The organism is Halobellus marinus, assembly GCF_032113415.1.
GTDB classification, from domain to species: domain Archaea; phylum Halobacteriota; class Halobacteria; order Halobacteriales; family Haloferacaceae; genus Haloquadratum; species Haloquadratum marinus.
Map to the genome: position 1 here is coordinate 1,055,068 of NZ_CP134946.1, position 13,635 is coordinate 1,068,702.

At 61.8% G+C, this 13,635-nt stretch carries 21 protein-coding genes and 3 pseudogenes; 15 read left to right on the plus strand and 9 right to left on the minus strand.

The window, feature by feature from the left end; translation table 11 throughout:
* The first annotated feature begins 117 nt into the window (after positions 1–117).
* The 3 genes from RJT37_RS05320 (at position 118) to RJT37_RS05330 (ending at position 1,443) form a co-directional block, all read left to right on the plus strand.
* Positions 118–774 carry a DUF4382 domain-containing protein gene (locus RJT37_RS05320; RefSeq protein ID WP_313688405.1) on the plus strand — a complete coding sequence of 219 codons (657 nt, stop codon included), beginning with the start codon at positions 118–120 and terminating at the stop codon, positions 772–774.
* Positions 764–961 (plus strand): DUF8029 family protein, encoded by a 198-nt coding sequence (locus RJT37_RS05325; protein WP_313688407.1) that lies wholly within the window; start codon positions 764–766, stop codon positions 959–961. The genes RJT37_RS05320 and RJT37_RS05325 overlap by 11 nt, the downstream gene beginning before the upstream one ends.
* Positions 962–1,170: 209 nt before the next feature.
* Positions 1,171–1,443: a hypothetical protein gene (locus RJT37_RS05330; protein ID WP_313688409.1), complete on the plus strand. Its 273-nt coding sequence runs from the start codon at positions 1,171–1,173 to the stop codon at positions 1,441–1,443.
* 88 nt (positions 1,444–1,531) lie between these two features.
* Here RJT37_RS05330 and RJT37_RS05335 read toward each other — a convergent pair whose 3' ends face one another.
* The gene (locus RJT37_RS05335; protein ID WP_313688411.1) at positions 1,532–2,359 is read right to left on the minus strand and encodes a ZIP family metal transporter; all 828 of its coding nucleotides are present in this window, start codon (positions 2,357–2,359) and stop codon (positions 1,532–1,534) included.
* 227 nt (positions 2,360–2,586) lie between these two features.
* On the opposite strand from RJT37_RS05335, the gene RJT37_RS05340 reads away from it, so the two are divergent.
* From RJT37_RS05340 to RJT37_RS05350, 3 genes are all read left to right on the plus strand, one after another.
* Complete coding sequence (locus RJT37_RS05340; protein ID WP_313688413.1) at positions 2,587–3,057, plus strand: DUF7575 domain-containing protein; 471 nt, start codon at positions 2,587–2,589, stop codon at positions 3,055–3,057.
* Between the two features lie 85 nt (positions 3,058–3,142).
* The gene (locus RJT37_RS05345) at positions 3,143–3,388 is read left to right on the plus strand and encodes an AbrB/MazE/SpoVT family DNA-binding domain-containing protein (RefSeq protein WP_313688414.1); all 246 of its coding nucleotides are present in this window, start codon (positions 3,143–3,145) and stop codon (positions 3,386–3,388) included.
* On the plus strand, positions 3,388–3,813 hold the full coding sequence (locus RJT37_RS05350) for a type II toxin-antitoxin system VapC family toxin (protein WP_313688415.1): 426 nt from the start codon (positions 3,388–3,390) through the stop codon (positions 3,811–3,813). The genes RJT37_RS05345 and RJT37_RS05350 overlap by 1 nt, the downstream gene beginning before the upstream one ends.
* 30 nt (positions 3,814–3,843) lie before the next feature.
* Here RJT37_RS05350 and RJT37_RS05355 read toward each other — a convergent pair whose 3' ends face one another.
* The 4 genes from RJT37_RS05355 to RJT37_RS05370 all read right to left on the minus strand — a co-directional run bounded on the left by RJT37_RS05355 (position 3,844) and on the right by RJT37_RS05370 (position 6,765).
* Positions 3,844–4,272, minus strand: coding sequence for a CopG family ribbon-helix-helix protein (locus tag RJT37_RS05355; protein WP_313688417.1), 429 nt, complete (start codon positions 4,270–4,272; stop codon positions 3,844–3,846).
* Positions 4,273–4,327: 55 nt separating this feature from the next.
* The gene (locus RJT37_RS05360) at positions 4,328–4,813 is read right to left on the minus strand and encodes a DUF8154 family protein (protein WP_313688419.1); all 486 of its coding nucleotides are present in this window, start codon (positions 4,811–4,813) and stop codon (positions 4,328–4,330) included.
* Complete coding sequence (locus tag RJT37_RS05365) at positions 4,803–5,522, minus strand: nucleotidyltransferase domain-containing protein (protein WP_313688421.1); 720 nt, start codon at positions 5,520–5,522, stop codon at positions 4,803–4,805. The genes RJT37_RS05360 and RJT37_RS05365 overlap by 11 nt, the downstream gene beginning before the upstream one ends.
* A gap of 103 nt (positions 5,523–5,625) precedes the next feature.
* Complete coding sequence (locus RJT37_RS05370; protein ID WP_313688423.1) at positions 5,626–6,765, minus strand: glycosyltransferase family 4 protein; 1,140 nt, start codon at positions 6,763–6,765, stop codon at positions 5,626–5,628.
* 175 nt (positions 6,766–6,940) lie between these two features.
* Between RJT37_RS05370 and RJT37_RS05375 the strand changes: the two genes are divergently transcribed.
* The 5 genes and pseudogenes from RJT37_RS05375 (at position 6,941) to RJT37_RS05395 (ending at position 9,463) form a co-directional block, all read left to right on the plus strand.
* Positions 6,941–7,258 carry a helix-turn-helix domain-containing protein gene (locus RJT37_RS05375; RefSeq protein WP_313688425.1) on the plus strand — a complete coding sequence of 106 codons (318 nt, stop codon included), beginning with the start codon at positions 6,941–6,943 and terminating at the stop codon, positions 7,256–7,258.
* Positions 7,255–7,590, plus strand: a complete 336-nt coding sequence (locus tag RJT37_RS05380; RefSeq protein ID WP_313688426.1) for a hypothetical protein — start codon at positions 7,255–7,257, stop codon at positions 7,588–7,590. The genes RJT37_RS05375 and RJT37_RS05380 overlap by 4 nt, the downstream gene beginning before the upstream one ends.
* Before the next feature lie 421 nt (positions 7,591–8,011).
* Positions 8,012–8,500: an OB-like fold-containing membrane protein gene (locus RJT37_RS05385; protein ID WP_313688428.1), complete on the plus strand. Its 489-nt coding sequence runs from the start codon at positions 8,012–8,014 to the stop codon at positions 8,498–8,500.
* Positions 8,493–8,603 (plus strand): annotated as a pseudogene (locus RJT37_RS05390) (metal-dependent hydrolase); the annotation flags it as partial. The gene RJT37_RS05385 and the pseudogene RJT37_RS05390, both read left to right, overlap by 8 nt.
* A 560-nt stretch (positions 8,604–9,163) precedes the next feature.
* Positions 9,164–9,463, plus strand: coding sequence for a DUF433 domain-containing protein (locus RJT37_RS05395; protein ID WP_313688430.1), 300 nt, complete (start codon positions 9,164–9,166; stop codon positions 9,461–9,463).
* A gap of 74 nt (positions 9,464–9,537) precedes the next feature.
* On the opposite strand, the gene RJT37_RS20630 is transcribed toward RJT37_RS05395, so the two are convergent.
* From RJT37_RS20630 to RJT37_RS05405, 3 genes are read right to left on the minus strand one after another with little or no spacing between them, the layout of a single operon-like run.
* Positions 9,538–9,738 carry a hypothetical protein gene (locus RJT37_RS20630; RefSeq protein WP_390209106.1) on the minus strand — a complete coding sequence of 67 codons (201 nt, stop codon included), beginning with the start codon at positions 9,736–9,738 and terminating at the stop codon, positions 9,538–9,540.
* Positions 9,705–9,863 (minus strand): hypothetical protein, encoded by a 159-nt coding sequence (locus tag RJT37_RS05400; protein ID WP_313688432.1) that lies wholly within the window; start codon positions 9,861–9,863, stop codon positions 9,705–9,707. Before RJT37_RS05400 ends, RJT37_RS20630 begins: the two co-directional genes overlap by 34 nt.
* A complete protein-coding gene (locus RJT37_RS05405) occupies positions 9,863–10,138 on the minus strand; it encodes a DUF433 domain-containing protein (protein ID WP_313688433.1) in 276 nt (91 codons plus the stop codon). Before RJT37_RS05405 ends, RJT37_RS05400 begins: the two co-directional genes overlap by 1 nt.
* A gap of 767 nt (positions 10,139–10,905) precedes the next feature.
* Between RJT37_RS05405 and RJT37_RS05410 the strand changes: the two are divergent.
* The 3 genes and pseudogenes from RJT37_RS05410 to RJT37_RS20635 all read left to right on the plus strand — a co-directional run.
* Positions 10,906–11,130, plus strand: a pseudogene (locus RJT37_RS05410) (nucleotidyltransferase family protein); the annotation flags it as partial.
* 126 nt (positions 11,131–11,256) lie between these two features.
* Positions 11,257–11,517, plus strand: coding sequence for a type II toxin-antitoxin system HicB family antitoxin (locus tag RJT37_RS05415; RefSeq protein ID WP_313689872.1), 261 nt, complete (start codon positions 11,257–11,259; stop codon positions 11,515–11,517).
* A pseudogene (locus RJT37_RS20635) lies at positions 11,517–11,654 on the plus strand (type II toxin-antitoxin system HicA family toxin); the annotation flags it as partial. The gene RJT37_RS05415 and the pseudogene RJT37_RS20635, both read left to right, overlap by 1 nt.
* Positions 11,655–11,765: 111 nt before the next feature.
* Here the strand turns inward: RJT37_RS20635 and rfbD are convergent.
* Positions 11,766–12,656, minus strand: coding sequence for a dTDP-4-dehydrorhamnose reductase (rfbD, locus tag RJT37_RS05425; RefSeq protein ID WP_313688435.1), 891 nt, complete (start codon positions 12,654–12,656; stop codon positions 11,766–11,768).
* 52 nt (positions 12,657–12,708) lie between these two features.
* Between rfbD and rfbB the strand changes: the two genes are divergently transcribed.
* Complete coding sequence (gene rfbB / locus RJT37_RS05430; RefSeq protein ID WP_313688437.1) at positions 12,709–13,635, plus strand: dTDP-glucose 4,6-dehydratase; 927 nt, start codon at positions 12,709–12,711, stop codon at positions 13,633–13,635.

The window sequence follows — 13,635 nt, forward strand, 5'->3', positions numbered from 1 at the left end:
TCCGACCGTTCACCCGAATTATCCCGTCGATATCGGCGTTAAACGACAACAAAACACTGAGACTCGGGTTCACGGAGTCCCCGGCTTAAGCCCGTCCTCCCCGAAGGAACGACTGCAATGACCGAACTCAACAGACGGAGCTATCTGCAAGCGACAGGCGTCGCAGCGGCGGGAATGGTCGGACTGGCAGGCTGTAGTGAGACCGCGTCCGCGACCGGAACGCTGGCCACGCAAGTCACCGACCAGCCGGGGGACATCGCGGACTTCGAGTCCTGCGTCGTCACGATCCAGGGCATCTGGGTCAAGCCGGGCGAGGGCGGGGACGGCACGGAGACCACAAACACCGTCACCGAATCGACTGCCGGCACGAGCACCGATGTCGTCGAACAGGAGGAAGGCGACGTCGACGAGAGCGACGACCGGGAGTACCACGAGTTCGACGAGGCCCAGGAGGCCGACCTCGTGGAACTCCAGAACGGCAACACCGAGCTGATCGACGAGCGGGAACTCGAAGCGGGACGCTACGAGTTCCTCCAGCTCGACGTGACGGACGTCTCTGGCGTCCTCGACGGCGGCGAGGAGGCCGATGTCGACACGCCCGGCGGGGCGCCGCTGCAGTTCAAACACCCGTTCGAGATCCGCGAGGATCAGGTGACGACGTTCACGGGCGACTTCACGCCCGTCAAGCGCGGCCAGACGGGACGGTACCTCCTCCAGCCCGTTGCGCAGGGAACGAGCGTCGAGTACTCCGACGAGACGGAGGATGGCAGCTAACCTCGCGGTGCTGTTCGGCGGGCCGTTCACCTCGCTCCCGGGCCTCGTCGGGACGCTGCTCGTGGTGCTCTTGGTGCTCGTCGTGGGGCGCGTCCTGCTGGCGCTCGCGTGGCGGGTCGTCCTCGTCGCCCTCGCGGTGAGCGTCGGCCTGTGGGCGCTCGGGTTGGTCGGGCTGAGTCCGATCTGATTCGAGAGCGGGGTCGCCGGGAGCCCACTTTGGTCTATCGCCGGTATCGTCGACCCACCCGTGCGGATTTTTTCGGGTCCGGTGGACTGCACCAGCCGTTCGAGCGAGTGCGTCACTCGACTGAACGAACGATTAGCACCGATTAATTGTCAGTTAAGTGTTTAAAAAGTCGATTCAATTTATTATCACTCTTTTCGTTGGGGGTTCCAATGCTCGATTTCTCGCCCGAAACGGAACAAGAATTGCTTGTCAATTATCAAATCAAAGACCGAGAATCACTCCCGCAGGCTCTCGTGAAAAGTTTTGAGAAAACCGATACCATCCCACACAAGCGGAAACAACCCCTTCAGGAGTGGGTAGATGTTGATAGTCTTTCCAGGACCCTAGCTTCAGAAAACGTCCACTACGTTTCTGCGAGGATCTGGGATCATCCGACCTACATCACCGCTAACGCCATCGTGATCTATTCAGCAAACAACTAGGGGCCTCCTGTCGTGAGCGAGTCTCGCTTCGAGGACGGAACCCATTCGGCGATCGCCTCCCGGGAGTGGCCGACACCGTCTCCCTCCGTCACCCGAGCGAGATATCCAGATACAGCATCACCACGATTCCGAGAATCGTCCCCAGGGTCGCGACGCGCTCGTGGCCGCCGGTGTGGGTCTCTGGAACGATCTCGTCGCTGATGACAAACAGCATCGCGCCCGCGGCAAATCCCATCGCGTACGGGAGCAGCGCCGAGACGGCGCCGACGGCGTAGGCCCCGAGGACGGCCAGCGGGATTTCGACGAGTCCCGACCGGATCCCCGTGAAGACCGCGTACGCCCGGCGGTCCAGGCCGGCGTTGACGGCGGCAACGGAGACGGCGAGGCCTTCGGGGATGTTCTGGATGCCGATCGCGAGCATCAGCGGGATCGCGTTCGCGACGTCGCCGCTGCCGAAACCGACACCGACCGCGAGCCCTTCCGGCATATTGTGCAGCGTGATCGCCAGCACGAAGAGGACGACCGGCGCGAGCCTGTCGGCGTCGACGCCGATCGAATCGCCCGGATTCGCGGCATCCGCCCGCCGCCGGCCGGTCAAAAGGAAGTGGGCGTGGGGGACGAGGCTGTCCGAGCGGTCCAGAAAGAGCGCACCGAGCACGACGCCGACCAGCACCGGGATCGGATTGCCGTTCGAGTACTGCTCGATTCCGGGGATAATGAGGCTCGTGAAACTGGCCGCGAGCATAATCCCCGCGGCGAACCCGAGCGCGCCGTCCAGCGAGCGCTCAGAGGGGTTCCGCCAGACGAGCACGAGCGACGCGCCGAAGAGATTCATCCCGGCGATGACGAGCCCGCCCACGAGGCCGTGAACGACCGGGTTCACGCCGAACCACTCGACGAACACCTCGGCGATCATCCCGGTCGAACCCCCGCGTGTCGGGGCCGGTGCTCCCCGCCGCCTGTCTGTCGCCTCGGCGTCGCTGCGGGAATATTGGTGACTAAGCCGGGGGCACGGCCGTGCATATCTCCCGACTCAGCGCGGAGTGGGATAAGTATTGGCTGTACTCCGGATAGCGAGCGCTCGCTTCGAATCGGCGCGAAGTAAACCCACAAAACTAATCCGAGGCGTCCGAACGGGAACCTATGGGCAACCAGCGAGGGAAACGACCGTGGCTCGCGGCGCTGCTCGGAACGCTCGCCACCGGCCTCGGGCACTTCTACCTCCGGCGCTGGAAGCGCGGCATCGGCTGGTTTCTGGCCGCGGTCGTCGTTTCGTTTCTGTTCGTGCCGGCGGACGCCGCACAGGCGTTTCTCGCCGGCGAGGGCGATCCCACGGCGCTGCTCCCGGTGATCGCTGTCGGCGTCGCGAGCGTGGCAGACGCCTACGTCCTCGCGCGGGATCGACAGCGGCGGCACTCGGTGGAGTCCGACGCCTCGGACTCGACGGTCTCGCTCGGGACTGGCGACGGGGCGCCGATCCCCGGTGTCGACGCGCCGTCGGGAGGCTCGGAGGAGGGGGCGTCGTGTCCCAACTGCGGGAAGGAGTTGGATCCGGAACTCGACTTCTGTCCGTGGTGTACGGAGCGGTTGGATGGGGACGGGAACGGCGATTGATTCGCTTTTACGTATCTTTGTATAGGGATTATTATACAGCACAAGCAGAGCAACTTGTATGGCACTGGAGTCAGTATGGGGCCATATGGCAACTGAGCACGGTCCAGAGGAGACGAAAGTGAGCGACCGGGGGATGGTCACGATCCCGGCGAACCTCCGCCGACGTCTCGATATCGAACCAGGCGACAAACTTCGCTGGACCACGGACGACGAGGGCAATCTCTCTGTCGAGGTGGTGAAACAGCGTGAGGGTGTCTTCGATGACTTCGAGCCGGTGGATGCGGGTGAGACGAACGCTGTCGAGGTCGAGAGTCAGTTCGGAGCCGAGTGATGGCGGTCGCGCTCTTGGATACGAACGTCCTCTTTGCGAGTGCGAGCGAACGCGACGAATTTCACAGCCGTAGCCGGGAGATCATTCGTGGGGTCGATCACGGAGCGCTCCCGGATGTCGTTGTGACGAACTATGTGGTCGCCGAGACACTGAACCTCACTCGCGAGAAACTGGGTCCAGACGCTGCAAACGAACTGCTGGACCGACTCCTGAGGGGTGCACACTTCCAGGTAGACCACGCACCGAAAGCCGATTTCAACGCCGCGCAGGCGATTTTCCGTCAGTACAACGAGCTTTCGTTTGTCGACTCAGCGATCGTAGCGTATATGCGGCGAACCGATATCGAATACCTGTACTCTTTCGACGATGGCTTTGATGGCGTAGGAGACATTTCGCGCTTGGAGACGGCAGACACTCCGTTCTGATAGCGGTCTCCCTTCCGGCGTCGGGAACCGCTATTCGATCTCTCCGAACCCGCTGAAGTCGTCGACGGGCATCACGGAGTAATCGACGCTGAGGGTATCCTGGGTTGCGCGGATCTTCCCGACGAACGTGGAGATGTCCTCGAGGCCGCCTTCCAGGACGAACAACTCCATACAGCGGTGCTCGCCGACGTGGCTGTGGAAGTTCGAGGCGACCAGCGATTCGTACTCGTGACGGAGGTGCATCATCCGTTCTTCGACGTTCGTGGTCTCGTACTCGAAGACCACGGTCACCACGGCCATCAGCTCGCGGTCCTCCAGTCTGGTGTCCTCGAACTCGCCGAGTAGATTTCGCGAGGCTTCGCGGACGACTTCGCTGCGACCGGTGTAGCCGTGTTCCTCGGCGAACGTGTCGATCCGTTCGACCAACCCTTCGGGCATCGAGACGCTGACGACGGTCATATATTAAATCAAGTGTCGATTGATATTAATCATTGGCAAATCCTCGTGTTTCTCGTCAGCAGATGCAGTCGTGGGCTCGTCCGGCGAGCTTCGGGATGTGCTTGTGCATACATTCGGCGTACGCCAACATCGTCGTCGCTTGCTCGGCAGTTGCACGCTCCTGTTGATAGTATGTACTATTCCGGTGGTTCTTCCAGAGTTCGATCAGTTCGCCCTTCGTTGATCGAGAAAATATGCCAGCCTGCGCCCCGTAGTCGAACGTGTCCTCGTGAGACAACAGCTCGTTGGACTCCGCCAGTCCTCGCTCGACCACGTAGAACTGCACCGTTCGTTCCAGTGCCGCAAACGACCCTTCGACTACCAACGTGTGATACCGATCGATATCTCGCAACGCCCGTATGCCATCCAAAATGCGACACGCCTTCCGCAACTGCAGGAGTGCGTCTCCCTCGACGTTCAGCCCTGGCTCCACAGTACCGCGTTGGTTGAACGCCGCGACGATAGCACTCAACTCGTCGCTGCACGGATCCTCACTGCTCATCGTCGACCTCCGCAGCGTCAGCACCGGCTAATACGACGTCCTTCACCCGCTCTAATGATTCGGAGTCCTCGATCACGATGCCTTCAGCCAGTATCTCGTCGATTTCGTTGTCTGCTTTGCCGTGGTTGAGCGCTGATTCCACGGACTCGACTAACACCTCGAACTCGTATCGGTCGCCCGCTTCGCCGAATCGCGTGTCGCTCAGGTCGACAGCGATGTCTGTCGCCGTGCGTCGCGCCCGCAGGAGGTCGTCGGCGTCGTCGATCAGGATCCAGATGTCGATATCGGACTGCCGGTCGGCCTCACCACGTGCGACACTCCCAAACACGACGAGTGCTGACAACGACGGCACCGCTGTACGAGCCCGCTCGGTGAATTCTTTCACCGGTTCGCGGAACTCATCCTGCGGAAGCGCAAACAGCGGCTCGTCCGGGATAGTCGCTCGCTCGCGGTTCAAACGGACGTTGCGACTGCGCCCGCTTTCATCCACACGGACGAGCTGTAACTGCTGGAGTAGATCGATTGCGCGCGTCGTCGTCTTCGAGCCGTTCCCCGTGATTTCACGGAGTTGGCGGACGGTAAACTCCCTGAACGGGTTCCGGATCAGCAGTTCGAGGACGTCTTCGATTGCTTTGTACCGGAATACTTGCTCTTCCCCGAACGGGAAGGGCATATGCAAGCCAATACATTGTTCACTCTTGGTGTCCATAAAACCTCAGAGTGTCCAATAAGCATAAAACGTTTCGCCATCGAGTTCCCGTCGTTCCCGCTTGGCGACCACCTCGTGATGGACTGCCGGGGAAAGAAGATCACTACCACGACCCATCCACAGCACGCTGATACGCCTGCTCGGCTTGGGTGGCGACAACGTCCCAGTCGTAACTCTTTGCGCGTTCACCCGGATCCTGACTGGGTCGTTCACCCGCGAGCGTCCGTCCGAGAACGTCGGTGAGACTGTCGACGTTCGGATCGGCGAGAAACCCGGCGTTACCGATGACCTCGTCGGCCGCGGAGTCAGGGTGGTCGGCGGCGATGACCGTACAGTCGGCGGCCATCGCCTCCGCGAAGGTGAGGCCGAAGCCCTCCCGTGTGCTGGGAGACGCGAAGACGTCGGCGGCGCGCATCCCCCCGAGGACGTCCTCGTAATCGTCGAGGAAGCCGAGGAACTCGACGCGGTCGGCGTGTGTGAGGGTGTCGCGCTGCGATTCGAGTCGGTCGCGTTCGGGCCCGTCGCCGACGATGCCGAGCGTGGCGTCGTGGTCGGCGGCGACGTCGTCGAAGGCTTTCAGGAGGAGGTCGACGTTCTTGTGTTCGATGAGGCGGCCGGCGAAGAGGACGTCGTAGCCCCGGTCGGGGAGCGGTGCGTTCCGGATCTGCTCGACGTCGATGCCGTTGGGGACGATCTCGATGGAGTCGCGGTGGGGGCCGATTGCGGCGAGTCGGTCGGCGGTTTTGCTTGAGATGGCGATCGGGTGCTGTGGGGTGCGAGCGGTGAGGTGTTCGGTGACTTTGCCGAACGGGGCGAGGGAGCCGAGATAGTCGTCCCAGTAGTCGCCCCAGACCTCGTGCCAGGTCGTGACGAGCGGTGTGTCCGTGCGGAGGCTCGCGAGTTTGGTGGCGAGCACAGGGAAGTACGGAAAGACGCTGGCGACGACGACGTCGTGTTCGTTTCGTGCGAGGTGTCGTCGGAGCGGGGGGAGCGCTCTGGCTGCGAAGTCGATGGCCTCGGTGATCGAGCGGCGGTCGTCGGCGTAGAGTTCCGCTTCGGGGGCGACCGCGCGGAGGGTGATGCCCTCGTGGGTCGTCTCTTCGGGGCCGTCCCAGAAATGGCGTCCGTAGATGGTGACGTCGTGGCCTTGGTCGGTAAGGCGGGTGCCGATCTCGTGGATGCGCTTTTCGGCGCCGCCCTTGTTAAAGGGAAAAACCACGTTACTCACGAACGCCACGTGCATTGTCCGATGTGGCTTGGGGCAACGACAATGCTTTTTCGATGTGACACTACATCGACTACCCTCTCGACAAGCGAACCCCTCACGGTGAGCGGGGTATGTTGGGATCGTTGACTCAATAAAAAGCGTCAGCTTTCCCTCCCTCAGACTTATTGCTATCTATTGCGTTCTATTACATATGCCTATCAGCATCGATCGTTTCGACGAGGAGCCCGCAGATGTTCTTGACCTCCAGGAGGGAACCCAGCCCTATCGGATCCTTCAGTTCCTCGCCGAGAACAGCGACCAGGCATTCACACAGACCGAGATTCACGAGGCGACGGACATCAAGCGTGGGAGTGTCGGCGCCGCGTTGTCCCGCCTGGAGGATCGAAGCCTCGTTCGGCATCGGGGCCGGTACTGGGCTATCGCGGCGGACGATCGCTTGGCCTCCTACGCGGCGCAGCTCGGGGCGAGCTCGGCGTCGACGACGGACGACTACTACGGCGAGGAATGACGGCGGCGTACACACGGGGGGCAGTGGTGAAAGGACCCGATCTGCTCGGTGATCACGACTACCGGCCGTACGTGTGCCTGAGTGACGATTCACACCCGTTCCACGACGAGGAAGCGCTCTACGCGGCCGTCACGACGACACGCCGCGCGGTCGCCATCCCGCTCGGAGATGAGGACTTCGTGTCCGGTGGCCTCCCGCGTGAGAGTTACGTGAACCCCTGGACCGTCGTCGTGATCCGCCACGCAGACATCGAGGACAAAGAAGGTCATCTCGTTGAGGAGACGACGGAGCGGATCGCCGAGGAGGCCGCCGGATATCTCGGCGTCCGATAACGGGACTTGTACCTCCGAAAGGTCTGCAGTCTCGCGTCGATACACTCGCTGTGTTTCTCGTCCAATCAGTTCGATCCAGTGCTTGCATCACTCTCCTTGGTAGAAGTCGAGTTCCTGTGCACGCTCCCCGCACGGTGTCGGAATTAGCCCTCGTCGGAACATTCGTCTCGTCGAAGTGATACCCCTCTATGCATCGACTCTCTGATTGCGACACGACCGGTGGCCGGAGTCCGTCCGTTCCTATCGAGGCGCTACGGCGCCGATTGCGCCATAGATCACCCTCAAGTGGGTTCGCACATCGGTCGGGTCGCGATGGCCGCCCCTGGAATCCGGGTACTCTCCCGAACCTTTACTTCTGCTGTCACGGAGTGGTACGTATTCGGGAATGCTGGAGACGAAGCGAGGACGTATCGGGGCAGTGGTGGTACTGGTACTCTGTCAGATGGCTCTGTTCCCGGTCTTTGCGGTTCAACCAGTGAATCCGGACGCGTGGGTGCTTCCTGACGAAGAAGAGTTCCTCGAGGCGCCGCAGGAGTATCTCGGGGACCGCGTCGAGACCCAGGGGATCGTCCGTGAGACGGCACCGATCGTCATTCACACGCGGACCACAAGCGGAACACATCGGGTGACGATACTCAGGACGTCGATCGATCCCGATCGGGGAGACAAAATTCGTGTGTACGGCACGCCAACGGCGCCGAACACGATCCAGGCGACCAATGCGTTTGTCGTCCCACCTCGCGGTCGCTGGTACGCGTGGGGAATCTCGTTTCTGGCCGGGTTGTGGGTACTCGCCAGACTGATCCGTCAGTGGACGGTCGACCGCTCGACGCTCGGCTTTCAGCCGCGGGAGGAGCCGCTTTCCGTGACTGAACTGATCCGGACGGATCGGGAGGAGTCGGATGCCTGACCTTCTGGCGCACGCGTTCATCGCCTACAGTCTCTGTCGCGTGCTGTCGTGGCGCTTTGATTGGCTCACGACGCCGTACGTCACGCTCGGGATGGTCGGGGCTGGGGAGGGGACGTCCCCCATTGACGGCGCTCGGCGGGAAGCGACGAACGCACTCAGTACCGCAGCGGGCGGTGAGAGAGTACGTTTCGTCTGTCTTCCGCCGGGGCACACGGAGAGAGTGGATTTCGTCTGTCTTCGAACTCCGCGGAGCGGTCCTCGGCGACGACTCCCATACTCGGGTTCCTGCGCCGAACCGGACAGAATCACGGAGAGGGCGGTGGCCGATACTACGAGTACAGTCTCGACCTCGACCCCCAGATCGTTCTTGACGTCAGGCGTGAGATCGAAGGGGGGCCAACCCAGGGTGATGCCCGGACAGAGACAGACGAAACGTACTCTCTCTCGGGAGCGAGCGAAGGATTGGTATCTGACGAATGACCGATTGGCGGGTCACCTGTCGAGACAGACGATACATACTCCGTCTCTTCACCCTGGTCGTCTGTGTCCGGGAAACCATCTGCATTGCTCATACGCTCGGTTTCGTTGTCGTGCTACTTGGTAACACCGCTCAGTCAGACGAGTTCGTTCTCCGCGTTCTGACCACGGACCACTGTTTGCTGTATGTGCGATCGCTCGGCACGACGCGAACCTTCCGAGTCCGCCTCCCCGATCGGAGCAGACGAACGGACCGAGCCACACATTCGAGGGGGCCGACTGACGGTTCGGTTCATCCACGAACTCGTCGAAGAGGAAGACGCGAATCCCGAGCGGGTGGCCGAGAAGTACAACGTCAATATCGTCGACGTCTATGAGGCTCTCGCGTACTATCACAGCACCCCGGCCGAGATGCGCGAGGACGAACAGCGCCATCGAGCGGCTGTGGAGGAAGCCGAGCGCCGAACCGCGGGCGCTTCATACTGATTACTCTCGTCGCTTCCCGCCGAGCGCCGTCAACGGGGGTGGCGCTCGGCGGTAAACAGTGAGAGGAATCAGTGTCACACCCAGTCGCCGGGAACGACCTCGACGATCGACTCGTGAGACCCGTACGCGTCCCTGATCCGGCGAATCGCCGTCAGAACGTCACCGACGGGTGGTCGATCGAGCTGATGGAAGTAGATACAGCCACACGTCTCGGCGAGTGGAAAGAAGTCGTCGTCCGTCGTCAGTACGACATACCCGTTTTCTCGGGCATACACGGCAATATCGGAATCGTTCGCACGGGGTCGAGCGCGTCGCGGACGGCGATCGCTTGGAGATCTGGTGCCCCGATACAGGCGTCGATGTACCGCTGTGCGACGTTCTGGTCGCAGAGCAACTGCATCACTTCGGAGCGCGACTCGTCTCACGCAGCCGCTCACGAGTCGTTGCGGCGTCAGCGGCGAGCGCCGCCATCTCGTCGGGATTGGCGTCGTAGTACTCGAGTGCAGCGTCGATCTCGTCGGCGGTCAGGTCGAACTCGTCGGCCACCGCCGTCGTCGACCAGCCGTGTTCGCGGACCAGCGCCCCGAGTTGCTGTACGCCAACGCGGGTCCCTTCGATCCGTGGCTTGCCACCGAGGACGTCCGGTGTCGACACCACGGGTATCGTCACGCTCATACGCACGGATTCGCCACCGAGCAGTATAACGCTTTGGCGAGATCCCTCCGAATCGCTGTTCTGGTCACCTCTTAAGTGTGGCCTGCCGTACCGCAAAGCGCGCCCCGGCGGACCGCGCGGGCGTGTTGGCACGTCCTCGGCGTGTTGGTGCCCTCCTCGACATTCTCTCCGGATCTGACCGTCGAAATGATGAGTGCTCCCTCTGTTTACCGGTGATCGCTATCCTCAGTATCGATGAGCACCGGGAAGAGACTACAACAGTCGTTATGTATCCCCGAGCCCGCGTCCAGCAAAAACACCGCGGAAGCCCCGAGGCAACCCGACCAATTCCTCGATCTCGTTACCACCAATTTTCCCGGCCCGGACGGGCGCACCGACCTCGGCGTCGGTCAGTTCGTTTTCCCGTCGAAACGCCGCGTCTCGGGCTCAGTACCGCAACAGCCGGTGAGAGAGCGAACGACGGATCGGTATCTGACGGGGCTCCGATTGACGGACCATCCGTCGAGACAGACGAAACACACTGCGTCTCGTCACCGAAGTCGCTGTGTTCACGGATCCATCTATATTGACAAGTTCCGAATACCGTGCCCCTGACTCGACTGTCAGGAAGTCCTCCGCTTCGAGGATCTCCCGCAGGACGCCCGGGAGCACTTTCTCGACAATCGGGAGCAGTACCAGAGATAGACGATCGAGCCACGGACAATATTTTGACGTACGGCCCCCGGACGACCACAACACAGGTATCGGACGAAACCGAAGCGGACACTATGGCTCCGGCCGAGGACATCCCGACGCGACTCGCGCGGCTCAAGCCGCGACTCGAACGGGAGTATCCGATCAGCGAGCTGGGGATCTTCGGCTCGTACGCGCGGGGCGAGCAGCGCTCCGACAGCGATCTCGACGTCCTCGTCGCGTTCGAGGAGCCGGTGACACTGTTCGATCTCGTTCGGCTGGAGAACGAACTGACCGACGAACTGGGCGTCGAGGTCGACCTCGTGACGAAAGAGTCGCTGAAACCGCGGATCGAATCCCACGTCACCGAAGACGTCGTTTACACGCAACGAAACAGTATCCTACACGGCGAAAGTTTACATCTCTCGGAGAGCGAACGTTTTAGTATGTCTACTCTCGCAGAAGACCTGCCAGATGGCGTTGAATTCATCCACGAAGATGACGGGCGGGTGACGGCGCGGCACACGCAAACCGGTGTGGCGTCGTTCGGTGAGAGCGAGTCCGAGGCGCTGCGGGAGCTGGCCGACGCGCTCGATAGCCACCAGGGGCGCGGCGAGACGATCGAGGATCCCGAATCCTATCTCGAAGAGCTTGGCATCGACGTGGAGATCGGGGGCGAAGGCCCCCCACCCTGGCTCGACGAATAGTGGTCCGGACGAACTTCTCGTCCACAGAGATCATCAAGGGGCTATCGAAACACGGATTCGTCCCTGTCGGCGGGAAGGGAAGCCACACGACGCTCCGATACGAAAACGCCGATACGGGCGAGGTCCGAACCGTGACGGTCCCGCAGGCGGACCCGATCCCGACGGGGACGCTACACGATATTGCCGATCAAGCGGGCGCAAACGACTTCCACGAGTTCTGTAGGTGGATTGACGGCGTCGTTTGCGTTTTACTGGACAGCGTTCCACACCGACGCCACGTCTTCGCGCACCGTCGGCTGCGCCCGATTGAGTTCGTCCTCTACATTCCCGACATCCAAACAACTGTACGTCGGCCGCGTCGCCGCGCGGTCCACGTCGGCCATCGTACCCTCTCGTACCAGCGCCGAATCGGCCCCCATCTGCTCAGCGATTACAGTCCCGAACTCGTAGGGGGTCACACACGAGGCACACGCCACGTGATAGAGCTCGACTTTCTCCCGAGCAATCAGATCGAGCAGCGTGTCCGCGGCCTGTCCGGCCCGAGTCGGTGTCACCCACTGGTCGGTGAACAGTGGGACGGCCTCGCCGGAGCGTAACTTGCCGCGTACCCACGCGGGGAATCCGGTGAGATCGTCGGTACTACGATGGATGCCCCACACGAACGAGAGTCGGGCGATGAGCGCAGTCTCCGACTCACTCCGAACTGCCCGTTCCCCTGCTAGCTTCGACTCCCCATACGCCTGCACCGGATTGGGAGCCGCCTCTTCAGTATACGGATTCCGTGCAGCCCCGTCGAAGACGTAGTCCGTCGAGATATGCACGAATTCGACGTCCCTGTCGTCACACTGAGCGGCCAGTCCGCCCGGCGCATCGCCGTTGAGCAACTGGGCGCGCTCTGGATCTTGTTCGCATCCGTCGACGTCCGTCATCGCCGCACAGTTGACGACGACGTCGGGCTCGTACTCCCCCAGAATCTTCCCGAATTCCTCGTAATCGCCGAGGTCGAACTGCGCCAGCGGCACGTCGAACGCCGGCCGCGTCGAGTGATACGTGCCGCAGACGTCCCACCCGCGCTGCTGCCCTGCGTCGACGACGTTGCTGCCGAGCAGTCCGTTCGCACCCACCACGAGAAGCCGCATACCGTAGTGTTCCAACAGCAACATAAATAGGTGCTGCTGACAAGGCCCTCGTATGCGAATTCTCGTTACCGGGGGTGCTGGATTTATCGGCTCGAACTTCGTTCACTCCGTTCTCGACGAACACGACGAAGACGAGATCGTCACACTCGACGCGCTGACGTATGCGGGCTCGAAGGACAACCTCGACGGCGTCCTCGATCACCCACGACACGAGTTCGTCGAGGGCGACATCCGCGACCGGGAACTCGTCACGGAGCTCGTCGCGGACGTCGATGCAGTCGTCAACTTCGCCGCGGAGTCCCACGTCGACCGCTCCATCGAGGGCGCGAAGCCGTTCGTCGAGACGAACGTCCAGGGCACCCAGACGCTTCTCGATGCAGCCAACGACGCAGGCGTCGACCGGTTCCTCCAGATTTCGACCGACGAAGTCTACGGGCAGGTACTCGACGGGAAATTCGCCGAGGACGACCCACTGAATCCACGAAACCCCTACGCGGCGACGAAGGCGGGCGCGGATCTGCTCGCGAGGAGCTTCCAGACCACACACGACCTCCCCGTTCTTCTCACCCGCACGTCCAACAACTTCGGCCCGCGACAACACCCGGAGAAACTCATCCCGAAGTTCATCCAGAACGCCGCAGCCGGCAAATCGCTCCCGGTGTACGGTGACGGGTCGAACGTCCGCGAGTGGATCTACGTTGAGGACAACTGCCGCGCCCTCGATCTCGTGCTCCGGGAGGGAGAAATCGGCGAGGTCTACAACATCGGGAGTCACGAAGAGAAGACGAATCTCGAAGTCACGGAAGCGATCCTCGACGCCGTCGGTGCGTCCGATGATCTCATCGAATTCGTCGAGGACCGTGCCGGCCACGACCAACGCTACGCGCTCGAAACCGAGAAGATCGAAGCGCTCGGCTGGGAACCGCAGTATTCGTTCGAAGAGGGCCTCGAACGGACTGTCGATTACTACCTCGATTGA